Origin of the sequence: Antrihabitans stalactiti (genome assembly GCF_012932915.1) — a bacterium.
In the GTDB taxonomy this organism is placed as follows: domain Bacteria; phylum Actinomycetota; class Actinomycetes; order Mycobacteriales; family Mycobacteriaceae; genus Antrihabitans; species Antrihabitans stalactiti.
In genome coordinates this window covers 101,491-125,205 of sequence record NZ_VCQU01000010.1, presented here as the reverse complement: position 1 = coordinate 125,205, position 23,715 = coordinate 101,491, and the positions used below count along the sequence as shown (strand labels likewise).

20 protein-coding genes are annotated in these 23,715 nt (G+C 63.7%); 12 read left to right on the top strand and 8 right to left on the bottom strand.

The features are described from left to right. Positions 1–33: 33 nt before the first annotated feature. The gene (locus FGL95_RS25120) at positions 34–345 is read right to left on the bottom strand and encodes an EthD family reductase (RefSeq protein ID WP_169592405.1); all 312 of its coding nucleotides are present in this window, start codon (positions 343–345) and stop codon (positions 34–36) included. 224 nt (positions 346–569) lie between these two features. On the opposite strand from FGL95_RS25120, the gene FGL95_RS25115 reads away from it, so the two are divergent. From FGL95_RS25115 to FGL95_RS25105, 3 genes are all read left to right on the top strand, one after another. Next, the gene (locus FGL95_RS25115; RefSeq protein WP_169592403.1) at positions 570–1,472 is read left to right on the top strand and encodes a LysR substrate-binding domain-containing protein; all 903 of its coding nucleotides are present in this window, start codon (positions 570–572) and stop codon (positions 1,470–1,472) included. A 232-nt stretch (positions 1,473–1,704) separates the two neighbouring features. Beyond that, positions 1,705–2,631: an MBL fold metallo-hydrolase gene (locus tag FGL95_RS25110; RefSeq protein WP_169592400.1), complete on the top strand. Its 927-nt coding sequence runs from the start codon at positions 1,705–1,707 to the stop codon at positions 2,629–2,631. A gap of 114 nt (positions 2,632–2,745) precedes the next feature. Further along, positions 2,746–3,015: a hypothetical protein gene (locus tag FGL95_RS25105; protein ID WP_169592397.1), complete on the top strand. Its 270-nt coding sequence runs from the start codon at positions 2,746–2,748 to the stop codon at positions 3,013–3,015. 68 nt (positions 3,016–3,083) lie between these two features. Here FGL95_RS25105 and FGL95_RS25100 read toward each other — a convergent pair whose 3' ends face one another. Together FGL95_RS25100 and FGL95_RS25095 are read right to left on the bottom strand one after the other, a co-directional pair. Continuing rightward, a complete protein-coding gene (locus tag FGL95_RS25100; RefSeq protein ID WP_169592395.1) occupies positions 3,084–4,121 on the bottom strand; it encodes a 2Fe-2S iron-sulfur cluster-binding protein in 1,038 nt (345 codons plus the stop codon). A 2-nt stretch (positions 4,122–4,123) separates the two neighbouring features. Further along, complete coding sequence (locus tag FGL95_RS25095) at positions 4,124–5,335, bottom strand: cytochrome P450 (RefSeq protein WP_169592392.1); 1,212 nt, start codon at positions 5,333–5,335, stop codon at positions 4,124–4,126. A gap of 229 nt (positions 5,336–5,564) precedes the next feature. Here FGL95_RS25095 and FGL95_RS25090 point away from each other — a divergent pair, with 229 nt between their 5' ends. The 3 genes from FGL95_RS25090 (at position 5,565) to FGL95_RS25080 (ending at position 8,675) form a co-directional block, all read left to right on the top strand. Further along, positions 5,565–6,512 (top strand): AraC family transcriptional regulator, encoded by a 948-nt coding sequence (locus tag FGL95_RS25090; protein WP_169592389.1) that lies wholly within the window; start codon positions 5,565–5,567, stop codon positions 6,510–6,512. A 661-nt stretch (positions 6,513–7,173) separates the two neighbouring features. Next, entirely contained in the window at positions 7,174–7,824 is a 651-nt protein-coding gene (locus tag FGL95_RS25085) for a DUF8020 domain-containing protein (protein WP_169592387.1), read from the top strand. Between the two features lie 104 nt (positions 7,825–7,928). Then, positions 7,929–8,675: a hypothetical protein gene (locus FGL95_RS25080; RefSeq protein WP_169592384.1), complete on the top strand. Its 747-nt coding sequence runs from the start codon at positions 7,929–7,931 to the stop codon at positions 8,673–8,675. On the opposite strand, the gene FGL95_RS25075 is transcribed toward FGL95_RS25080, so the two are convergent. Continuing rightward, on the bottom strand, positions 8,643–9,314 hold the full coding sequence (locus FGL95_RS25075) for a CPBP family intramembrane glutamic endopeptidase (RefSeq protein WP_169592381.1): 672 nt from the start codon (positions 9,312–9,314) through the stop codon (positions 8,643–8,645). The genes FGL95_RS25080 and FGL95_RS25075 overlap by 33 nt on opposite strands. 17 nt (positions 9,315–9,331) lie before the next feature. Continuing rightward, a complete protein-coding gene (locus FGL95_RS25070; protein ID WP_169592379.1) occupies positions 9,332–9,898 on the bottom strand; it encodes an HdeD family acid-resistance protein in 567 nt (188 codons plus the stop codon). Between the two features lie 218 nt (positions 9,899–10,116). Here FGL95_RS25070 and FGL95_RS25065 point away from each other — a divergent pair, with 218 nt between their 5' ends. Next, positions 10,117–10,692 (top strand): AMIN-like domain-containing (lipo)protein, encoded by a 576-nt coding sequence (locus FGL95_RS25065; RefSeq protein ID WP_169592376.1) that lies wholly within the window; start codon positions 10,117–10,119, stop codon positions 10,690–10,692. Positions 10,693–10,828: 136 nt separating this feature from the next. On the opposite strand, the gene FGL95_RS25060 is transcribed toward FGL95_RS25065, so the two are convergent. Then, positions 10,829–11,569 (bottom strand): GAF and ANTAR domain-containing protein, encoded by a 741-nt coding sequence (locus FGL95_RS25060; RefSeq protein ID WP_240963287.1) that lies wholly within the window; start codon positions 11,567–11,569, stop codon positions 10,829–10,831. Between the two features lie 156 nt (positions 11,570–11,725). On the opposite strand from FGL95_RS25060, the gene FGL95_RS25055 reads away from it, so the two are divergent. Both FGL95_RS25055 and FGL95_RS25050 read left to right on the top strand, forming a co-directional pair. Next, entirely contained in the window at positions 11,726–13,540 is a 1,815-nt protein-coding gene (locus tag FGL95_RS25055) for a serine/threonine-protein kinase PknD (RefSeq protein WP_420838086.1), read from the top strand. Between the two features lie 107 nt (positions 13,541–13,647). Further along, the gene (locus FGL95_RS25050; RefSeq protein ID WP_420838089.1) at positions 13,648–14,931 is read left to right on the top strand and encodes a PucR family transcriptional regulator; all 1,284 of its coding nucleotides are present in this window, start codon (positions 13,648–13,650) and stop codon (positions 14,929–14,931) included. A gap of 3 nt (positions 14,932–14,934) precedes the next feature. Here FGL95_RS25050 and FGL95_RS25045 read toward each other — a convergent pair whose 3' ends face one another. Beyond that, positions 14,935–18,267: a serine/threonine-protein kinase gene (locus FGL95_RS25045; RefSeq protein WP_169592373.1), complete on the bottom strand. Its 3,333-nt coding sequence runs from the start codon at positions 18,265–18,267 to the stop codon at positions 14,935–14,937. A 298-nt stretch (positions 18,268–18,565) separates the two neighbouring features. On the opposite strand from FGL95_RS25045, the gene FGL95_RS25040 reads away from it, so the two are divergent. Genes FGL95_RS25040 through FGL95_RS25030 form a run of 3 tightly spaced genes read left to right on the top strand, consistent with a single transcriptional unit; the run spans position 18,566 to position 23,293 of the window. Further along, positions 18,566–20,026, top strand: coding sequence for a class I adenylate-forming enzyme family protein (locus tag FGL95_RS25040; protein WP_169592371.1), 1,461 nt, complete (start codon positions 18,566–18,568; stop codon positions 20,024–20,026). A 40-nt stretch (positions 20,027–20,066) separates the two neighbouring features. Further along, positions 20,067–21,860 carry a DUF3556 domain-containing protein gene (locus FGL95_RS25035; RefSeq protein ID WP_169592368.1) on the top strand — a complete coding sequence of 598 codons (1,794 nt, stop codon included), beginning with the start codon at positions 20,067–20,069 and terminating at the stop codon, positions 21,858–21,860. A gap of 2 nt (positions 21,861–21,862) precedes the next feature. Next, a complete protein-coding gene (locus FGL95_RS25030; RefSeq protein WP_169592365.1) occupies positions 21,863–23,293 on the top strand; it encodes a phytoene desaturase family protein in 1,431 nt (476 codons plus the stop codon). Here the strand turns inward: FGL95_RS25030 and FGL95_RS25025 are convergent. Further along, the gene (locus tag FGL95_RS25025; protein WP_169592682.1) at positions 23,268–23,627 is read right to left on the bottom strand and encodes an MmcQ/YjbR family DNA-binding protein; all 360 of its coding nucleotides are present in this window, start codon (positions 23,625–23,627) and stop codon (positions 23,268–23,270) included. The two genes, FGL95_RS25030 and FGL95_RS25025, sit on opposite strands and share 26 nt — an antisense overlap. Positions 23,628–23,715: the final 88 nt, after the last annotated feature.

Here is a 23,715-nt window from a genome sequence, read left to right as displayed (position 1 = left end):
GCAAGCTGACCATCTGCCACCACAACCAGTGCTTCAGTCGGTGCCGTCCTGAACCGGGTAGTGGATGATGACGGCACCGCCGGTGGCGTAATTGGCGACATCGGCGGCCACCCGCTGGCCCTGCGGCGACTCCCGCGCCGCGGCCATCGCGGCGGCGTCAGCGTATTCGGCTTCGAAAACCGCGAAATACGGCGCTTCCCCCTTGGGCGTCGCCACGTCGAAGCTGTAGCGCCACGCAAGCAGGCCGGGCATCTTCATGACCAGTGGAAGGTGCTTGGTCACGTAGTAGTCGCGGAAGTGGTCGGGGTCGGCGGGCTTCCGATAAAGGACCACAAACTTATGCATGACGACCTCCGTCCAGCGACGAGACCGCAGAATCAGGATCTGGTTGAGGACGGAGCAGGTTTCGAGAAGCGCGTGGAAGTCGGTGTCCGACAACCACAGCGGGAGGTCGCCGGCGAAAGCGTTGATTCGTCATATCCGCAGGTTAGGGCTCGATTTGCGGTCGAGGAAAAGACCTGTCCGGCATAGACTCAGAACGGATCGTTATCAATCGACGGGGAGGGCACGTGGCGCCGGATACGGTGAGCCTGCAGTACTTCCTGGTGCTGGCGCAGGAGTTGAACTTCACCCGCGCGGCCGCACGGATCGGTATCGCACAGCCCGCACTCAGCGCCCGGATGCGCCGATTGGAGGCGGAACTCGGTACGAGCCTGCTGATTCGCAACACGCGTAGCGTCGTATTGACCACGGCCGGTGCGGCTTTGGCGGAATCCGCGCCAGCCGCGCTCGCCGCGCTGGACCGGGCATGGGACACCGCCCGGAATGCGGGTGCCGGTGAATTGGGCACGCTGCGCATCGGATACAGCCTCAGCACGGGTGCCGAGACGGTACCGGCCTTGGTGGACAGGCTGATTCGCGGTAACAGCGGACTCGAGGTCGTCGCGGTCCCGATGGCGACGCCAGACATCTCCCCCTCGGTCGCCGACGGTCGCATCGATGCTGGGATCACCCGCGGTGAACAGCCGGGCCGTGGCGTGCGCCGGTTCCTGCTGCGGAGTGAGCGCATCGGGGTGCAGTTGGCGCAGCACCATCCGTTGGCCGAACACCCGGAGATCGAGATTGCCGACGCGGCCGCGTATCCGCTGCGACTCCCGGACCGTGCGGCCAACCCCGTGATTCATGATGAGCTGTCCGCACTGTTCCGAGACACCCGACCACATCCCCGATTCCACACGCCCGCAGTCTCTTTCGACATGTCTCAGGGCGATCTGCGCGACGGGGTCACCCTCGCTCCGACAGGAGAGGCCGCGGTCACGGCAGCACCGGCCGGTCTCACCTGGCGACCGCTGCGGGGCGCGCCCAGCCTGACGATTCATATGGTCCTCCCACGCGAGCAGCTGCCACTCCACCGCCGCATCCGTGCCGTCGCCAAAACCCTGGCGCACGAACTGCACTGGCTGCCGGACTGACGCGCACGAGATCAAGCGATACGAACATCTGCGGTGGCTTGGCAGATCGCGAGGTCGACGACTTGGCAGCAACCGATCAGCGGCTCGAGGTGCTTTATGCCGGCATAGCGCCAAGGCTATGGAGGTCGTCCAACCTTCCCGTCCCGACCGCGACCGTTCCTCATCCAGATGGCGGAAGATGGGCCGCGAGGACGAGAACCGCAACTCTGTTAGAGCGATTCAGGGAATGCTCATGGTGAACAGCTGGACGATCGGTGATGTGTCGATCACGCAAGTCGTCGAAATAACGGCCGAGGTCGGCCTACTCGACGGGATCATCGCGGAAGCCACTCCCGAGGCGGTGAAAGACGTCGCGTGGCTGTACCCGGACTACGCAACCGAGAACGGCCAGACACTGTGGAGTGTGCACACCTATGTCGTCGATACAGGTTCAGCCGTCGTCCTGGTCGACACTGGCTGCGGCAACCACAAGGACCTGCCTCTGATCCCCGCGTGGGGTGGCATGAACACCGACTATCTGGCACGGCTCGCCGGGGCGGGCTACGTACCGGAACAGATCGACTACGTCGTCGCCACTCATCTGCACCTCGACCACGTGGGATGGAATACGGTCCTCCGGGATGGTCGTTGGGAACCAACATTTCCGAACGCTCGATATACGTTCGTCGAGGATGAATTCGACTACCACAAGGAACTTACCCATGGTGGGACGAACTCTGCTGTCGACGAACACGCCGTTGACCATGCTGGGCCTGATCCGGACATTCATCGGCAGACGCGGCTCGTGTTCGAACAATCGATCCAACCATGTGTCGATGCGGGCCTCGTCGACCTGGTTCCAACGAATCATGTTGTCTGCGAGGGTGTCCGGTACACTTCGACGCCCGGACATACGAAGGCTCACCACAGCATCACGATCGAATCGAGCGGGGAGGTCGGCTTCATCACCGGCGACTTCGTTCACCACCCCATTCAGATCGCACGCCCGTCGTGGAGCTCGGCCGGCGATTGGGACCGGGGGCTCTCGGCCGAGGGACGCCAGGAGTTTCTCGAGTCGGTAGCCGACACTGGCGTACGGGTGTTCGGAACACATTTCGCCGGACACAGCGTCGGTCGAATAGTGCGCGACCGTGACGGGTACAAGTTCGTCGTTGCTTGATCCGCCGCTCGCGATCATCGCCAAACTCGACGCAGGCGCGTAAGGTCGCGAGCACCGTCCTAGACCCCGCCGGCTTGTTCGATCCCCTACATGCCGAGCGAACGGATAAGGGTCATGGATGTGGCAGCGAAGGTGTTCAGGCAGCTACGTCAACGCGCCGAGCCCTCCCCCACACCTGGTCCCGAGATACCGATCCACCACGACTCCGGTTCGTCGAATACGGCCGCGGCCCGGGGAATCGCTGTTATCGCAGCGACCTCGTCGGCGACGGTCGCGGTGGCCACACTCGCCGTCACACAATCAACGTTCGCCGCAGCGGCGATCGGAGTACTTGGTGGTGCGGGGGTAATCCTCGCCGCGCTCATGATCGGATCCGGAACGTGAGCGGCAAACCCCAGGAGCTCTACGTGACTTTGAAGAAGAGCGCTGCGCCTGACCCTGCTCGTTTGTCCTCACGCGTTTATCAATGCGGGTGCGGGGGTGTACTTTTCGCGACGAATCCGACGCGCTGACATTCGCTTCCGTTTGAAAGCCTTGACGCCGGCATCGACCATCGCCGGTGGTCCGCAAAGGTAGCCCGAGTAATTGCGGCAGGAATCGAAATCCGCGAGCATGGCGTCGCCGACGTAGCCGGTGCGACCACTCCAGTGTTCGCGACTGACGCAGGGAACGTATCTGACACCGGAGTAGTTGCGTGCGAGCGATTCCCAGAATTCCACGTCATAGAGGTCCGCAGACCGACGAACACCGTGGTAGAGGTGAATCTCCCGTTGTGGATTCACGGTCAGTGCATGCAGGGCGATCGATTTGAGTGGTGCCAACCCGGTGCCGCCGGCGAGCAGAATCATCCCGGTCTCGTCGTCATCGTCGTCGTACACGAAATCACCCCATGGTCCGGTCAGGTTTATCGCATCTCCGGCCGTGAGGGAGTCGAAAATCCACGCGTCGGTTGCCAACCCGCCGGGTTGACGTCGGATGTGGAACTCGAGAACGTTCGATTGACTCGGCGGGTTTGCCATCGAGTACTGGCGAACGTCATTCGTGCCGGGGATTGCAAGTTCGACGTACTGACCCGCCGAGAACTCCAGCGGCTCGTCGATGCCGACCGAGATGGTCAGCGTGTCGGTGGCAGTGGTCTGCATCTGGAGCACCGTCGCTGTCATGTCCCTCAGGAGATGCCCTGTGCTGCTTGGCTTGTCAGCAGCCGGAACCGCTATGACGACGTCCGAAGTAGGTACGGACTGGCACGTCAGCACGAACCCTTCCTCTTGTTCCTGATACGACAGCACGCTGTCGGGAGTCGGCGGATGCGCGACCGTGCCGGACAGAACCTTCACCTTGCAGGTTCCGCAGGTTCCCTGGTTGCACGAGTTCGGAATCCACTCACCGCGACGTAGGAAAGCGTCCAACATCTTCTGCTCGGGGTGGCATGGAATCTGTTTGTTTGCAACGCTTTTGACGTCGACCGTGAAGGCGAATTGCTCGACCATGGTCAGACCTCCCAGTTTGCATGCAGGGACGTCGGACCGCGGAATCCCCAGCCCCAGAACTCGACGTCGCTGCTGGTGTCCCGTTCGAGGTTCGGGATCGTGTCGAGCAGTTCTTCGACGCCGATTCTGCATACATGATTGGCGAAATAGATACCGGCGCACGCATGGTTCCCGGCGCCGAATGCGAGGTGCGGCAACGGTGGCCGAGTGATGTCGAACGCCGTCGGCGCCTCGAACACAGCGGTGTCGTGGTTCGCCGATCCGTAGGACATCAGAACTACCGAGCCTTCGGGTAGGTGAACGCCGGCAACCTCCACGTCCTTCGTGCTCACTCGCGCGGTGGCGGACCAAATCGGCGATGTCCACCGCATTCCCTCCGATATCGCGCGCGGGATCAACGCTGGCTCGTCGACCACGGATTCGAATTGCTCCGGCCGGGTGAACAGCCCGACCAGCGTCGACGCCATGGCATGGCCTGGTTCCTGCATGGCACCGAGGAGGTAGACGTAGAGAGTCGGATAGATGTAGTCGCGTCCGCGTGTCTGCCCCTCGGGCATCCCGTCGTGCAACCAGTGCGAGATAGCGCTGTCGTCGGGATTGTCGATCCAGTTGTCGATCATCGGATCCACGATCGATCGGATCTCAGCCTTCGCTTCGTCGCCTTCGTCGAACCCCGCGGGATTCGTGAACTCACCGTTCTCATCGACACCGGCATTGGTGAACGAATGCGACAACTTGTGGAACCACTCGCGCAGCTTGTCGGAGTTCACGCTCTGCAGACCCAACAGGTCGCCGAGCGCGCGCACACTCACCGGCTCGCAGTACTGGCTCACCAACTCGGCATGTCCGTCGTTGTCGAAAGCTTCGAGGTATCGGCGCGCGATAGGCCGGACCAAACCCTCGATCCATCGGTCTACCTCTTGGGGTTGCAGCGCTGGGTCGACCATCGATCGCAAGTCGTCGTGAATCGGGCCGTTCACGCCGATGACGGCAGGGTGGCCGAACGTCCGGCCGCCCGCTTTGGTGATGATGGCCTCGAAGTCGGGGCTCGTTGCGATCGACCGGCAGATATCGGTGGTGCTCGCAACGTAGGAACCGAGCACCGGGACGTAGGCCAACGGCGCCTCGGCGCGCAGGCGCTCGTAGATCGGGTACGGGTTGCGCTCGAGTTCGGTCATCGTAATGTCGTCGATCCAAGACGTCGTGAGTGTCATGTCGAACCTCCTAGGGGCTGTGCTCAGGTCGCTGAGCAGGGCAATGTGTGGAGACGAACGTAGGAGCTGCGCGGCAGCAGATCGACACCGATTACGCGACGGATGTACCGATTGCGCGGTTGATTGTGATCGGCAACTCAATTTCGCCCGTGCAACCCTGGACAAGACGGGTTCGATGCCAAAGCATCGAACTCAGTCGACAATCGAAGCTTCGCGGAGTGAACACACGATGTCTGTTGGAACGCGCATCACCGGCACCCAGAATTGGGAAGCCGCGCATCGCGCTGTCGAGGACGTCTACTTTCCGCACGAGCTCGTCGCGCTCGATTCGCCGGATCAGGTCGACCTGACGTTGCGGACCGTGGAACTCGGTCCGGTGACCATCGGCCGTCTGAACTGGGGAACCGACGTCTCGATCGCGTGCGAGTATCCCGGCGCGTACGAAGTCAACATTCCGCTGACCGGTCGGCTGCATGCCGACGTCGGCGGGCACGAAGTTGTTTCGCTGCCAGGGCAAGCGACTGTTTTCCATACGGGCCGACCGTCGGTGATCACCCGATGGACCGCGGACTGTCACGTCATCGGCGTGAAGTTCGATGCCGAACATCTCGAGCGCGAAGCAGACCGCGTTCATTCGACGATCGTGCGGTCGCGGCTGCGTCTTCCCGACCAGGTCGACATCACCAACTCCGCAGAGAGCAGCTGGTTCACCCTGGTGCGTGCGTTGTCTGCACAGCTGCGTGAGCCGTCGAACCTTCTTGCCAACCCGCTCGTCGGTCCCCAATTGGCCAGCGCCGTCACGACCGCCTTCATCTTGGCGGTCACGCCTGAGGACGCGAATGCACAGGCGCTCCGACCTCGGCTGGTCAAACGGGTACTGGACGCACTCCACGACGACCCGGCTCGTGCGTGGACTCTTGCCGACATGGCCTGCATCGCCGGGACCAGCGTCCGTCGCCTCCAGGAAGGCTTCGCGCAGTACATGGAGGTCAGTCCCACCGCTGCCCTGCTGGACATCCGGCTGAATCGCGCCCACGACGATCTCGCGCGCGGTGCTGGTTCGGTCGCCGATATCTCAGCTCGATGGGGCTTCAGCAGTTCGAGCCGGTTCGCTGCCGCATACAAACGTCGATACGGCACGTCTCCATCGGAAGTGCGCAGAGGACTCGTCAGCTGACCCACGGTCGCGCAGCTTCTTCAGTTCGCGCGACTCGACCACCAGGACATCTCGACTTTGCGCGCAGTCCTCATGCGCGACGAGTCCGTCCGCGTCGATCCCGAGATCGCGAAAATTCTCGACGCCCCGTTCTGATGAACGTTGAGTGCGCCCGGACGTCTGGACCGGTGCTGACGCACGACGCCAACAAGCGTTTCGACAAGGCCACACCGGGTAGGCAGTCGATGTAAGACGCGATTGTCAGTATCAAGAGAAAATCACAACGAGATCAGGAGACTATTCCGAGATTTCACAAGGGCTGGACCGAATGTGGCCGTCACGACGGAACAGCTGGCGGACAAGATCGTCGAGATCTTGACCGTCACACCCACGTCGAGAAGGAATGCAAATAACCCGGGGTACGCGAGTTGCGCCGGGGTAGAAGGCTACGTCCTCGAATCTTTTGTGACCCAAGCTAATCGGCCCAACACGGCGGCGAAATTGCACCATGATCAAATTGCAACCAGATTTCGCCCGGTATTGAACTAGGGTTTGGAGTGCAAATGGTTGTCGCGGTCATCCTCGCCCACTGCCGGGGAGGGTATGCAGTACTGGATGGTTGCAATGGCGACACGATGTCGCTGTTCAGGGTGGCTCTTCGACCGATCAAGAGGAGTAACACATGCACCTACGAAAGTTCACCAGTCCCATCTTGTTCGTCGTCGCGGCGATGACTATCGGGGCCGCCACCTCGCATGCCGATCCTGCAGCGCGCGACGTCAATTACGAACTCAAACTCGTCGATCAGACGATTGTGACGACTATCGACGCCGGCAATTTTGCGATCAGCAATGACGGCGCGAATGCCGAACTGATCGACGACGCGGGAGCCGTTCTGCTCACAATGCCGTTGAGCTTCACCCTCGATCACGTCGCGCATCCCTACGCGCACGAGGTCAAGAATGACGGCAAGGTGCTCGAGCTGACGCCCATTCTCGATCCGGCGACTCTCGCGCCTTCCGTACTGCGGCCCGCTGCCTCTCTGCTGGAAAACCAGCGCGCGATGACGGCGTTCTCGACCCAACTGGGAATCGCGTCGCAGATCGGCGCTCTCACCGGTCTGGTTGTCGGTGCCATTGTCGGTTGCCTTTTCGGCCTGCCGCTGTTCGGCGTCGGATGCATCCCCGGCATCGCCGCGGGGGCTGGGCTCGGTGCAGTCATCGGCACCATCGCCGCCGGCGGACCAACGTTGATCGGAGCTGGCATGGACCTGCTGGACACGCTCAACGCTCCCCCGGGCACCACGAAGTGGAATTACGCGGAACCTCGGTAGACGCGGCCGGCCGCGGAAGACATTGGTCCTCCGCGGCTAGGACTGCGGTCCCTCGATTCGGGGCGGCCTGTCATCGCACCATTGTGTGAAACAGGAGGTGCCCGATGACGATTACGCCCACAGCGGTTCCGGAGCCCATGCTCGCGGCAATGCGCAATCTGGCACGAACTCATCGTGAGCACGAGAAGTACTACGGCCGCGCCCCGCTACGTTCTGCCGCCGATGTTCAGGAGATGTCGGTCGCGTTGAAAGCGCTCGCGGACCAGTGGCTCGGCGCGACTGCGACGCAAAACCCCGTACAGGTCGCGTTTGCTGGAGCGGACGATCTCAACGCACCCGGGCTCGTCGCTGGCACGGGGATTCTCTTCATGGAGAGCGAGGGCAAGCCGGCGGAAATTCGCAGGCTCGAGCGCGACCTCGAAGCGATCGCCACCGACAACGAACAGACGGGCGCGTGGCTGAGCGCCGCGATGGAGAAGTCGTGGCTGGCGGCCGGTGCACTGACTGGCTACCCGGAGCTGGCCGACCTGCTCGGTGAGCGTCACCGGATCGTCGTCAACGACTGGCAATCAGCACACCTTCTGCAACTCGTTTCGCGTCTGCTGCGCCGTGCCCTCGACGTGCTACGCCTGGTCGACTTCACACCCGCAGCTTTGCGTGCCGATCTGAGCGGTGAGCGGTACAGCGCGCTGTACCTCTACTCGGCGGCCGAACTGCTCGACCGTGCGGCAGATCTGATCGCCGAGTCTGCGCTGCTTGTGCACGACAACGAACGGCGGTGGCGGGTCTTCCTGCATCGCGTGGATGCGCTCGCGCAATCAACGGCCTCGGACCCATCGAGTTCGCGCTGATTCGACGCCACAGGAGTCGGTGATCGCGTGGGAGACGAGCACGTCGTTGAGTGAGTGCGTCTTGTACGCAATCCAGCCGTTTCCCAGCCCGATACACGCTGCGCCGAGGAGGATGGCCGTCCACCTGCCGCGCGGTGCGCCGCCTTCCTGCAGCGGGATGATGTGCCAAGCCGTGAAACCGACTGCGGGCAACAACCATCCGAGGACCGGGTCGTCCGGGTAGATCGTCACTGGCAGCCCACGCCACAGCACCTCTTCGGCAAGCGCGTTCGTGGTACCGACACCGACCGCTGTGACGATGGCCGACGGCCCGGCTCGGCGAACGTGCGGCACTAACTGTGTGGTGATCGCGCCGGCAGGCGGCACGAGTAGGGCTGCCCACGCCAGTGACTTCGGGTCAGGCAGCGAGGTAGTTCTGACCTGCCAGAGCGGCGCCAGGCGGCGAGGTCCGGCGACGACTGCAGCGAGCCCCCAACAGGTCGCCCAGTAGATCGCGAACCCGGCTTGGTAACCGCGGGCTGGTCCGAACCGCCGCGCCGTGACCTGGAAGATCGGATGCATACACAGTGGTACGGCTATCGGAATCGACGTGGTGAGTACCCGACGCCAGCGCGGCGCAGCCATTGGTGAAGCGGCCATCCACAATTTTGGCGCGGTCAGGCAGCGACTTTCGTCGCTTTGCGCAACTGGAATGCCGTCATCGCTTCGACCAGGCCGAGCGCGACGAGGGCGGCGCCGCCGAGGATGGCCAGGATGACCGTCGACTCGAAGGGGGCGTCGATCAAGACGATGCCGGCGAGCACGTTGAGCACACCGATCACGATCTGCCAACCGCGGATGGGCATGGAGTCGTCACTGACCGCTGCGATGACGAGGGTGATGCCTCGGAATATCCAGCCGATCCCGATCCACAAGGCCAGCAACAAGATTGACTGCAGCAGGCTGCGGAAGCAGAAAAGGCCGACGACGATCGACAACGCGCCGCTGATGAAGGCGAGCACACGGACAGATCCATTGACATGCGTGCCGAACGCGAACGCCAGTTGCATCACTCCGCTCACAAGCAGGTACACACCGAAGATCACAGCCGCGACCGCAATCGTGACGTCAGGCCAGGCAAGGACCATGACTCCGAGGATGAAGCTGATCGCAGCCGAGACGAACATGGACTGCCAGGCACTCTTGGCGAGTTGCTCGACCGGCTGGAAGGCTGTGGAACTCATGGCTGCGCTCCTATGAACTCGGCGGATCGAAATTTCGACGCGTAGATCAAGAGCATTGTCGCGCACAGGTATCGACGTTCGGGACGTTTCGACGGGCAAGCTCGGCCCATGGAGGCACAGGACACCGAACTGGCACAGCGATGGGCGTAGCGTCGGTACCAAATGAGCTTGTTTCGTCGTGATTGTCGGTGAGGTGAATTTTGCGTAGGTCCGCGGTTGTGGTCGCAGGGTTGCTGCTCGTCGCGGGGTGCGGGAGTGAGCAGCCGGCCCAGGTGGCAGCGCCGACGACGTCACCGCCTGGTGTTGTCACGACGACGACCACCGCCAGTCCCGAAACTGAAAAAGAGGTTGCGCCAACCGATTCCGGGGCGAGGCTGTCGGAGCATTCGAAGGGCGCCGCCCTCATCGTCACCGCTGTCCGAATCGGTCGTCATGACACTTTCGACCGTGTCGTCTACGAATTCGGCGGCAAGGGCGTGCCGGGCTCGAAGGTCCGTTACGTCGACAAGGTCGCGACTCAGGGCAAAGGCGACGACGTGCCGGTCGCGGGCGAGTCGATACTCCACGTGTTCATCAGCGGTGTGGTGTATCCGGAACCGGGCGGCGTCAAGCAATACAACGGCCCAGACCCACTGGTTGAGCCGACAGCGCGTGTCGTCACGGAAGTGCACATGCTGGGCACTTTCGAAGGCGACACTCAGTCGGCAATCGGGACTCGCACCGACAAACCCGGATTCCGCGTGACGGTCCTCGACAACCCGACTCGCCTGGTCATCGACATCGCCTCTGGCTGAGCCGAGCCGGTGGCGCGGTGTGCGGCCGCCGCAGAGAGCAGGGCGATCAGCAGGGTTTCGTTGTGGATCAGCAGCACCGCGAACGCGATCAGGTAGCGGTCCACGCACTGGCGGGAATCGGACCCCACGCCCGCGCTTACCTGCTCGATGACGAGGTGTTGCCGCGTGCGGGGGCAGTCTCGGAACCACCATCGACGATGCGGCGTGCGATGGCGCTGACCGGCGTGTTGCTGTCCTGCGACAGTTTGGTCAGCAATTCGAATGCGCGCACGGCATCGATTCCGAACCGCTCCATCAACATTCCTTTCGCCTGGCCGATGACGTCGCGACCGGCCAGTGCTGAATGGAACTGTCTCTGGCGGTTGGCGGCGATCAGCGCGACCGAGGCGTGCGTGGCCAGCATCGCTGCGATCGCCTCGGATTCAGCGCCGAATTTTCCAGCAGAGCGGCTGAACAAGTTCAATGCGCCGGTGCCCGATTGATGGTTGTACAGCTGGAACGACATCATCCGTTGCACGCCCGCGTCGACAGCCGCTGCAGCAAACTGCGGCCACCGCGTATCGGTCGCCAAATCAGGGCAGCGGATCACCGGATCCGCCAGCGCGGCGTCGAGGCACGGACCCTGCTGGAAGCGTTTCTGAGCGTCGTCGAGTTGTGTCGCAACGTTGGAGGTAGGCGCCAGCGATTGAAATTGCCCGTCGGTGATCATGAGTACGTCTGCGAAGTCGACGCCATCGATGAGTTCGACCGCTGCACCAGTCACCTTGGTCAGCGTTTCCTCGATCGGCGCAGGCTCGACGAACGAGGCCAGTAGCTCCGACATCGCTGTCCGGAGCACACCGTGATAGTCGGGCTCTGAAATTTCGACCTCGCTCATGTCCGTACCCTGCCCGATCGAACGATCGCCCGTGCATTATCGCGCGAACTCCCCCGCCGATCCACGCCGTGGTGCGCCTCGTTCCTCAAACTATTGCGTTCGCGCGGACTAAGCTCCGCAGTGGAGTGGCGACCTGGTTGGACGGAGACACTTGCAGTGGACGAGGGAAGCCCGTTCGGCCATCGGATGCAGGAGATGCAATTCGGCCGCTACCTACTCCGCGACTTGCTCGGCCGAGGCGGGATGGGACAGGTGTACCAGGCGTACGACACCGCCACTCGTCGAGACGTTGCGTTCAAGGTTCTTCCCGAACACGCCGCCAACGATCCGGATTTCCGTCGACGATTCGAGCGTGAGGCATATTCCGCGGCCGGAGTCACCGACCCCCATATCGTTCCCATCTACGATTTCGGCGAAATCGGCGGGCGCCTCTATCTGGCGATGCAGCTGATCAAAGGCACTGACCTCGCCACAATGCTCACGAAGGGCGGCGCCCTCGAACCGGCGTTGGCCGTCGCCATCATCGAACAAATCGGCGCCGCGCTCGACGCCGCACACACCGCAGGTCTGATTCACCGCGATGTCAAACCATCCAACATCCTGCTCACCGACAAACATTTTGCCTACCTCATCGACTTCGGAATCGCACACGCTCTCGGCAGCACGTCGCTCACGGCCACCGGTGCAGCGGTCGGCACGTTCGCCTACATGGCGCCGGAACGCCTCACCGCAGGAGTGGTCGACGCTCGCGCGGACATCTACGCCCTCACCTGCGTCTTGCATGAATGTCTTACGGGCACACACCCATTCCCAGGCAACAGCGTCGAACGGCAGATCGCGGGTCACCTGGGCGAACTACCACCCAATCCCAGTCAGCTCAGGCCGGGCATTCCCACTGCCTTCGACGAAGTCATCGCACGGGGCATGGCGAAGAACCCCGACCACCGCTATCGCACTGCCGGCGACCTTGCCCGCGCCGCGCGCGCCGCTCTCGAGAGCCCAGCGCAACCACAACAACCGACGCGTCGAATATCAGAGGTACACACGATCTTCCGCGGTGACCAACCGCCGTGGACCGCGCCGCCCGCACCCACTGCACGCGCGGAAAATCCGCGGCGACGAAAGCTGATCCTGCTCGTCGCGCTCGTTCTGGTCGCCGTCGTGGGCGTCGGAGCAATTCTCTGGAAAGTGTTGCCGGAGAACGACACTACCGCGACTGCACCGACACAGGTCGTCGTGCCGTTTGCCGGTCTCAAAGACCCCGGCGGTGTGGCGGTGCACACCAACGGAGATGTATTCGTCGCCGACACCAGCAACAACAGGGTGCTTCGACTCGCGGCAGGCTCGTCGACGCAGACCGAGCTGCCCTTCTCCGGCTTGAACCACCCGTGGGCGGTTGCGGTGAACTCGAGCGGCGACGTCTTCGTGACGGATACCTACAACAACCGAGTGTTGCGGCTGCCCGCAGGCTCGTCCACGCAGACCGAAATTCCCTTCACCGGTCTCACCTTCCCTATTTTCGTGGCGGTGAATTCGACCGGCGATGTGTACGTGACGGAGGAGCGCGGTGGTCGTGTGGTCGTACTGTCGGCGAAGTCGGCGACGCAGACCGAACTACCGTTTCGCGCACTGAGCCAACCCGCCGGAGTCGCAGTGTCGGCGGCCGGGGACGTCTACGTCGTCGACAACGGAAACAACCGTGTTCTGCAGTTGACTGCCGGATCGGACAGCCAGACCGAACTCGCCTTCACAGGCCTGTCATCACCCGTCGGCGTGGCTGTCGACAACACCGGCGACGTGTACCTGACAGACAACCGCAATCTGCGAGTGCTGAAACTGGCGGCCGGATCGAATGTGCAGACGACAGTACCGTTTTCCGGTCTCCTCAATCCAAAACTGGTTGCGCTGACCGCCTCTGGCAGCGTGCTCGTCACCGACGCGGACCGTGTGCTCGAACTGCGCAGCCAATAGCTCGAGATCGGCGCACTCGGCGGGGTTGTCTTCAGAACACAAATTCGTCGCACGAAGTGGACCCACCGAGCGCGCCCGGGTTCTAACGTCATGGGGTGACGAAAAGCCTGGATGAGCCGAACCCACGTCACGCCAGCGGCGCGGAAGGCTACGTCGCCCTGATCGCCGCTCGGCTGAACGACCGCGTGATGGAGGTCAGTTCGATCGTCCGGGTCACGCTCGAGGAGCAGATCCCGGAGTTGCGCGGCGACGCCCGCACCATCGAGCTGCTCGGCGCCAGTGTCGAGGGAAACGTCGACACGATTCTGCACGCACTGCGGCACGATATCGCCGTCGAGCGGATCACTCCCCCAGCCGCCGCGCTCGAGTACGCGCGCCGCCTCGCCCAGCACGGCGTGCCGGTGATCGCGCTCGTGCGGGCCTACCGGCTCGGCCAGCGTCGGCTGACCGAATTGGTCTTCGACGAATTGCACAGCATCGAAATGGAAGCGATGACGCGAGTCTCGGTCATCGAATCCGTCACGACTGTGCTGTTCGCCTACATCGACTGGATCTCCCAGCAAGTCGTCGCGGTGTACGAGGAGGAGCGCGAGCGTTGGTTGGAGAGCCAGAACAGCCTGCGCGCCTTGCGCGTTCGGCAAGTCCTCGCCGGCCGCACGATCGACGTCGACACCGCGATCGCGGCAATCCGCTATCCACTGCGGTGGCACCACGTTGCCCTGGTCATGTGGTATCCGGACAGCGAAGCGGACAACGACGAATTGTCCCGGCTGCAACGGTTCGTCCGCGATCTCGGCACTGCTGTGCGTTGCGACGCGAGCCCGCTGTTCGTCGCGGCCGACCAGACGAGCGGCTGGGCATGGTTGCCGTACAAGTCCGAGCCGGTCGGTGTCACCGCGAAGGTCCGCGATTTCGTTGCTGGTCGTCCGGATACGCCGAGCCTCGGGGTCGGCGGGGTCGGCGCCGACGTCGACGGCTTCCGGCTGTCCCATACCCAATCTCTACAAGCCCGCGCGGTGGCTATGGCTCGCGGCGCGGCGCCTGCAACGGTGGTTGCGGCGACTGACCCCGGACTGTCGATCGCCGCGCTGCTCGGCGGCAACATCCCGGCAGCTCGCGACTGGGTAGCCAAGGTGCTCGGTCCGCTGGCGACGGACAGCCCGAACGACGCTCGCCTGCGGGAAACGTTGCGAGTGTTTCTCCGCACCGGTTCCAGCTACGTGGCGGCTGCGCCGGAACTCGACCTGCACTCCAACTCGGTCAAGTACAGAGTTGGCAGGGCGGTCGTCCGGCGCGGGCGCCCGATCGACGACGACCGACTCGAGGTCGAACTGGCGTTGCTCGTCTGCTTCTGGTTCGGATCTGCGGTGCTTCCGCGCAACCGCGCGTGACCGTCAACCCCGCGAGCCAGCGGTGGCATCGAACAGCAGACGGGTCAGCCCGAGTTCTGCACAGAGCGCAGCGGCAGGAGCGAGTTCGGACTCCGCTTCGCCGCTACGGTCGGCGGCCGAGAGTGCGGCAGCAAGCAACAGCCTCGCGCGCAACGCTGCCAACGGCCTACGTGAACTGTCGATGCCATCGGCCAAGGTTCGCGCCCGGTCGCACGCCTGCCGAAGTCGATCCGGTTCCCGGCTTGCGAGGAGCAGCCGGATTGCCGAGTCTTCGTCGGTCTCCGCAACGATCGTGTCGATTCCGTTGTCGTGCACAAGCGTTCGGGATCCGCGCAGGCGTTCTTCGTCCCGCGCGGGGACCTCGAAACCCAGTGCAATGAGCTCGTTGAGCAGGCGGGCATACAGGCGGGGCAAGTCGAGGCGGCGCGCAACGGCCATGCCGTCGGCAAGCCGCTTCGCAGCGGTGTCGCGATCGCCTTGCGCGGCCTTCACTCGCGCTCCGGTCGCGTACCGAGCGATCATGAAATCGACGCCACCGCCGCCCTCGGAGCCGAGCTCGTAGCTTTCCTCCGCCAGCACCGACGCCTCGGCTAACTCCCCTTTCCAATACAGCACTTCGGCGAGCACACCGGCTGCGAGCCGCGCGGCATGCGAGTGGGGTCCGACGGTGGCGACCGACAGGTCCAGCGCCTCGCGGTAGGCGTAGACGGCCGCCGGCAGGTCGAGTTGTTCGCGGGCGGCGAGGCCGGCGAAACAGTGACTGTAAATGGTGGCGAACGGACCCATCAGTTCGTTGTACGGCGTCGCCCACGCTGGCCAACGGCGGGCGGATTCGAAGTCGAACCGGGCAAAGGCGGCGAACGATGCGATATTTCCTGCCGCACCGGCCACCCTGGGAGTGAAGGAATTCGGCCGTTCCAGTGCGTCGTGAAGCAGTTCGTCCAGTCGGTCGCTGCGATCGGCGAACGCCTCGGCGACCGCCTCGACGACGTTGCCCTCCGCGCGTAGGTCCGCGTGCTCGGCGTCGGTGAGAACCGCTTTGTCCAGCGCAATCACGAACCTGTTCAACGCCGCGTGCATCGGAGCCGGGCGCTGCAGCAGGACATTCACCCAGGCGAGCAACAACTGAATACGCGGACGCGAGGCAATCAACCGCGCGGGCAGCTTCGCAAGGACGGCGTGCAGAGCGGTCAATTGCGAACGCTCGAGCAGGTAGGCCTCGTCCTGCTCGACGAGATCGACTGCCCGGTCAGGATTGCCTGCGGCGAGCGCGTGATCGACTGCCTCGTTCAGCTGGTGGTGAGCCGCAAACCATGCCGATGCCCGGTAGTGCAGCCCCTCCACCAACTCGGGTCGATCGCGTTCGAGTCGTCGGCGCAAATAGTCGGCGAACAGGGCGTGATACCGAAACCACTCGCGACTGCCGTCGATCTTGTGCAGAAACAGACCCCGACTTTCGATCTCGTCGAGAAGCGCCTGGCCGCGATCCACGTCGGCAAGCTCAGCAGCGAGTTCAGCGCAGATCCGTGGCGTGATCGAAGTCGCAAGCAGGAACTCGAGCAAGTTCGGCTCGAGCGTGTCGATGACGTTCTCTGCGAGGAACTCCCCCACATCGGCATGGCCCGATACGCGGTCGACCAGCTGCGCGGGATCCTCGCCAGCTCGCAGCGACAGGGTCGCCAGCTGTAGTCCCGCGACCCAGCCGTCGGTCGCGTCGTTCAATGCCGCCACGCTGGAATCCGATAGCCCCAGCCCGCCGATATCGACCAGCAGTGCCCGCGCCTCGCTTCGATCGAAACGCATTGCATCAGCGTCGATATCGATGATGTCGGCACTGATTCGCAAACGACTCAGCGAAAGTCCAGAGTTCGTCGTGCTCGTCACGACGATAGGCAGGTGATGACACCCGTGGTCCAGCAGATATCGCAGCGCAGCTCTGGTGGATTCGTCCCGCACGTAGTGCCAGTCGTCGAGCACGATGACGATGCGGTCGTCGCGGGCGTGTAGGTCGTTGATCAGCGCGGTCAGCACATACCGAGCGGGATCGTCGGGTTCGGCGTCGAGCACCTGCTCGAGCTCGTCGGCCAGTTCGGGACGTAGATTGCGGATCGCCTCGATCAGATGCTCGAGGAACCACACCAGATTGCTGTCGTCCTCATCGACGGTGAGCCACACGACCTCGACGCCGCCGCTCGTCAGTTCGTCTCGCCACTGCGCCGCGAGCGTCGTTTTGCCGAAACCGCTTGGTGCATGCATCAACGTCAGCCGCTTGAATCGTTCGGCGCGCAACAGGTCCAGCAGGCGCGTGCGCGCGACCAACGAGCGGGTCCGAGTCGGCGGTTGATACTTCGTCGTCGGCGTCGGCGGTGCCGTCGTTCGTCGCTGCGGGGTGGCGGTGGGCGACGGCCCCAGTGCGCCCAATTGCGAGTCCGACTCGGTCGGAAGCGCCATTTCGTCGACCGGCACACCGCTGTCGCGTTGGGCTGCGGCGAGCTCGCGACCGAAGGCTGCGGCCGTCTCGGGTCGGTCCGCCGGCTGGACCGACATCGCACGCTCGATCAGCGCACACACGGAGGCGGGCAGGCCAGCCGCCCGTAGGTCCGGCACTGGGTGGGCCGCGACTCGCATGAAATGAGCGACCACCCGCTCACCACTGCGACGCTCGAAGGCGGCGTGCCCCGAGAGTGCACAGAACAACGTCGCGCCGAGACCGTACACATCGGACGCAACCGTCGGCGCCGCACCGTCCACGACTTCGGGCGCCGTGAAGCCCGGCGACCCGGTCAGCACGTCGGGTCCGGTCTCGAACCCACCGACGATCCGGGCGATTCCGAAATCCGTCAGCTGCGGTTCGCCGTAGTCGGTCAGCAGCACGTTGCCCGGTTTGACGTCGCGGTGGACGGTGCCGGCTCGATGCGCGGCCTCGAGCGCACCGGCCAGTTTCACGCCGAGCCGCAACGTCTCGCGCCAACCGAGCGGTCCGCTGTCCCTGATCTGGGATTCGAGGGAACCGCGCGCGTGGTACGGCATCACCAGGTACGGATGCCCGCGGTTGGTGGTCCCGACCTGGAAGACGGGGACGATGTGCGGGTGACCGGACAGTCGGCCCATCGCGCGTTGCTCGCGGATGAAACGTTGCAGACTTTCCGCGTCGAGATCCGCCGTCAAGACTTTGACGGCGACGATCCGATCGAGTTCGGGCTGGTCGCAGCGAAAGACGACGCCGTAGCCGCCTCGACCGACCTCCTCGGCATTCTCGAAGCCGTCGAGATTCAGCTCGGTTGCGATGTCCACAGCGCGCCTGCGCTGCGTCCGCAACAGTTCGGATTCGGCCATCGCCTGGCTCGATTCTGAGACGCCGGGAACGAACGTGGGGTCGGGAAGCGCCTCTAGTCGAGGATAGCTCCGTTGCACAACGTTAGGGGTGTGGCGCAGCGCAGCCAATAGTCGCGGGCGCCAGAGTCGGGGCGTCGTGTTTGTCTCGCGGAGACAACCGTGCTGACCAGAACTCGGCTTTTGTCTCGGGGAGCCAAGAGTCCGCCCAGAGTTTGTCGTTCGCGACGGTGTGGTGCCGGTCACGTATTTCTACGGTTGCCACGTCCCGTTCGAGACCACCAAGCCCAGGACCGCACCTATGCACCTTTCCGAACTGCCGGACTTTCGAAGCCGACACAATCCCGACGCACCCTGCGTGGCCGACGACGACGCCGCGCTGACCAATGCGCAGTTCGCCGATGCTGTGCGACGAACCGCGGGCGCATTCCACGCCCATGGCGTATCAGCTGGCGACGTGGTCGCCGTCATGCTGCCCAACAACGTCTCCCTCGTCGTATCGCTTTTCGCCGCATGGCGTTTGGGCGCGGCAGTGACACCGATCAATCCGTCGCTGGTCGGCGCCGAGATCGCGTACCAGAGTTCGGACGCCGCAGCGCGGCTGCTCATCACCGACCAAGAAGGCGACTTCGGCGGCACTGTGCTCACGCCGAGCGAGCTCACCGCTGCCGAGCCCACCGACATCGCCGCAGCACCATCCGACGACGCGCTCGCACTGCTGATCTACACGAGCGGCACGACCGGTCGCCCGAAGGGCGTCATGCTGGACCATTCGAATCTGAATGCCATGTGCGCCATGGTGATCGAAGCGTTCAGCCTCACCGCGACCGACCGCAGCCTGTTGGTCCTGCCGCTGTTCCACGTGAACGGAATCGTCGTCAGCACGTTGTCGCCGTTGCTCGTGGGAGGAAGCGCGACAATCGTAGGCCGGTTCAGCCCGAAGACGTTCTTCGATCGTGTCGAACGTTGCAAAGCAACCTATTTCTCTGCGGTTCCCACCATCTACACGATGCTTGCCGCCCTCCCGGCCGACGTACCATCCGACACGTCCGCAGTGCGATTCGCTGTCTGCGGCGCCGCACCGGCCAGCGTCGAGTTGCTCGAGAAGTTCGAAAGTCGTTACGGCATCACGATCGTCGAGGGCTACGGACTGTCCGAGGGAACCTGCGCGAGCACGATCAACCCGCTCGAAGGTCCACGCAAAGCCGGCACGGTCGGTCTCCCACTACCGGGCCAGACGATCCGTATCGCGGATGCGGACGGTGCACCGGTCCCGGCAGGCGAGGCTGGCGAGGTCCTGATCCAAGGCCCGAATGTCATGCGCGGCTACCTGAATCGACCGGACGAGACCGCTAAGACGATCGTCGACGGCTGGCTCCACACCGGCGACGTCGGCCGCCTCGATCCCGACGGCTATCTCATGCTGGTGGATCGCGCCAAAAACATGATCATCCGCGGCGGCGAGAACATCTACCCCAAAGAAATCGAGAGTGTCGTCTACCAATTGCCGGAGATCGCGGAGGCGGCCGTTGTCGGGCGCAGCAGCGCGGTCTATGGCGAGGAGCCGGTCCTGTTCGTGGCGTTGCATTCCGGCGCGACCCTCACCGCCGAGGAGATCTTCGCCCACACCCGGCAGCACCTGTCGAAATACAAACTGCCCGTTGACATCACCGTTGTCGATGAGCTTCCGAAGAATGCCGTCGGCAAGCTCGACAAGCCGTCGCTGCGGCGTTCGCTGGCTGCCTCTGCTGTCAGCGCTTGACTCCCCCAACCATCCGAAAACCGAAATAGGAGACAGTGCCATGGGTTTCACCCAACCGGAATTTCCCGCTGTGGATCCGGACGAATTCGTCAAGATGCCGTTGATGCAGCGCATGCGCATCAACGCCACGGACTGGGCCGAAAATGGATTCGGCTCGCCGTACATGTTGCACGTGATCTACATCGTGAAGATCGTCGTGCTCTATTCGATCATCGGCATCACGATTGCGAACGCGACATCGGGGCTCCCCGCGTTCTGGCACGTCACCGAATGGTGGAACGAGCCGATCGTCTACCAGAAGGCCATCGTGTGGACGGTGCTCCTGGAATCGTTGAACCTGGCGGGATCGTGGGGTCCGTTGGCAGGCAAGCTGAAGCCGATGACCGGCGGAATCCTGTTCTGGGCCAAGCTGAACACGATCCGAATGCGACCGTGGAAGTGGGTGCCGGGAACGAACGGCGACCGTCGGACGTGGTTCGACATCACGCTCTACTTCGCATTCCTGGCGAGCCTCGTGGCGGCGTTGGTCGCCCCAGGTGTACCTAGTGACTCGCTGTCGGCGGCGCTGCCCGACAACACATCCGGACTGGTGAGCCCGGTGCTGCTGATCGCACCGATCGTATTGCTGATTCTGAACGGCCTGCGGGACAAGGTGATCTTCCTCGGTGCCCGCGGTGAGCAGTATCTGCCTGCAATGATCTTCTTCGCCATCTTCCCGTTCGTGAACATGATCATCGCGCTGAAGCTGCTGATCGTGGTGGTGTGGGTCGGCGCCGGATTCTCCAAATTCGGCAAGCACTTCTCCAACGTCGTGTCTCCGATGGTGTCCAACAGCCCATCCATGCCGTTCAAGGCCATCAAGCGCAAGTTCTACCGCGACTTCCCGCGCGACCTGCGCCCGTCCTGGGTTGCGCACGTGATGGCGCACGTCGGCGGCACGATCCCGGAGATCGTCGTCCCGTTGGTCCTGTTCTTCTCCACCAACATCTATGTGACGATCGCTGGCGCGCTGTTCATGGTCATGTTCCACACGTTCATCATTTCGACGTTCCCGCTGGCAGTGCCGTTGGAATGGAACGTCTTGTTCGCATACGCCAGCGTGTTTCTGTTCATCGGCTTCCCGAACAGCGAAGGTTTCGCACCGTGGGACATGTCGCCTGCGTGGCTTGGCCTTGTCGTCATCGCCGCATTGATGTTCTTCCCGGTGCTGGGCAACCTTCGCCCGGACAAGGTTTCGTTCCTGCCGTCGATGCGTCAGTACGCCGGCAACTGGGCTTCGGCTGTATGGTCGTTCGCTCCCGGTACCGAGGACAAGCTCAACCGCGTCACCAAGTCTGCCAAGAATCAGATCGACCAGTTCATCGAAGCCGGCATGCCCAAGAACCTGGCCGAACTCCATTTGCAACGCACCATCGGCTGGCGCACCCTGCACAGCCAGGCCCGCGGCTTGTTCTCGCTCCTGCTGGCCCGAGTCCCCGACATCGACAGCCGCGACGTCCGGGAAGCCGAGTTCCTGTGCAACTCCATCCTGGGCTTCAACTTCGGCGACGGCCACATGCACAACGAAGAATTCGTCCATGCCGTGCAAGACGAGGCCCAATTCGCACCAGGTGAGTGCATCATTGCGTGGGTGGAGTCGGAGGCGTTCCTCAGCGGTGTCCAGCACTACAAGCTGATCGACGCGGCTCTCGGCGTCATCGAGACCGGCACCTGGAAGGTCGCCGACGCGGTCGAGGAGCAGCCGTGGCTGCCCAACGGCCCGATTCCGTTGCACGTCACGTGGTCTCGGACCAAGTCGGTCGCGGCGCAAGACGAATTCGGCGTGGTGGCGTAGAAATGAGCACCGCAATCGTGGTGGGCGGCGGGCCCAACGGACTCGCCGCCGCGCTATCCCTGGCCGCCGAGGGCGTGCAGGTCACTGTGCTGGAGGCCGCCGACGAGGTCGGCGGCGGTGCCCGCAGCAGCGAGGCCATCGTGCCCGGTCTGCTGCACGACCACTGCTCGGCGATCCACCCAATGGCCGTCGGATCGCAGTTCCTCAACGGGCTCGGACTCGACCGGTACGGACTGCGGTGGCGCTTGCCCGAAATCGACTGTGTTCATCCGCTCGACGGCGGCAGCGCGGGCGTGCTGCACCGCTCGGTAGAACAGACCGCAGCGGGACTCGGCGCGGACGGATCGCGGTGGCGGCGGGCGTTCGCCCGCCCCGCAGCCCGATTCGACGCGATCAGCGAGGACATCATGCGGCCGCTGCTGCGGTTCCCGCATCACCCGCTGACGCTGGCCCGGTTCGGTGCACCCACCGTGCTTCCCGGGTCCGCGTTCGCGCGATTGTTCTCCACCGACGAAGGCCGGGCGTTGTTCGGAGGTGTTGCGGCACACGCCTTCCGGCCGCTGCACTATCCGTTGACCTCGGCCGTCGGGCTGGGCATCATCACCGCCGGGCACCGGCACGGTTGGGCGGTGGCTGAGGGCGGATCGCAGTCGATCACCAACGCGATGGTGGCGCTGCTCGGCGATCTCGGCGGCAAGATCGAAACAGGTATCCGGGTCGAGTCGGCATCGCAGCTACCGCCGGCCGATATCACCATGTTCGATCTCGCGCCGTCCGCGGTCGCGGGGATCCTCGGCGATCAGTTGCCTCGTCGAGTCTCGCGCGCTTTCACGAAGTTCCGGCGTGGTCCAGGGGCGTTCAAGGTCGACTTCGCTGTCGAGGGCGGCGTGCCATGGACGAACCCCGATGCCCGACGGGCAGGCACGGTGCACCTGGCCGGGACCTACTCCGAACTGGCCGCGACCGAGCGCGAGATCCACGCCGGGCGCATGCCGGAGCGACCCTTCGTGCTGGTCGGTCAGCAGTATCTGGCCGACCCGCAACGATCGGTCGGTAACGTGCACCCGCTGTGGACCTACGCCCATGTGCCGCACGGCTATACCGGCGACGCCACCGAAGCAATCATTTCCCAGATCGAACGCTTCGCCCCCGGCTTCCGAGATCGCATTATGGGGCATACGGTCCGCTCGACTACCGAGATGGCCGCTTACAACCCGAACTACGTCGGCGGCGACATCATGACCGGCGCCAAAGACATCCGCCAATTGGTCTTCGGACCACGGATGACGCTCTCCCCCTACAGTGTTGGCGTTCGCGGCATGTACATCTGTTCTGCCGCAACACCACCCGGACCCGGCGCGCACGGTATGTGCGGAGCCAACGCCGCACAGCTGGCACTTCGAGCGATCAGCCCGGACCGTCGGGATGGGTGAGATCGTAGGCGCGAGAAACCTTCTGGGGGACGACCATGCGCCACGCGTCGACGACGAACTCGCGGGCCTCGGTGGGGTCCAATGCCGACAGGTCCGCGTGGACCCAGTTGAACCGCAGGTCCGACGCCGATGGCATCGAGAACTTGTTCGGCTCACTGGCGACGAGCGCCGCACGCTCCTCCTTGGGGAACGCGAAGCCCATCACGCTCTCGTCGAGCGAGAACGCCACATAGACGATCTGCCCGACGCGGAATTTCAACCTGCCGCGCACGTACACCTGGTACGAGCGCTCCAACTCGCTGCCCAGCCGCCGAACGTCGTCGATCACCGCCATGCTCGGTCCCCTCACCGCTCGAGAGTCGCACCTACTCTCGATCCTATTTTGCAGCGAGCGTGATCAGTCGGTTCAATGTCATCGACAA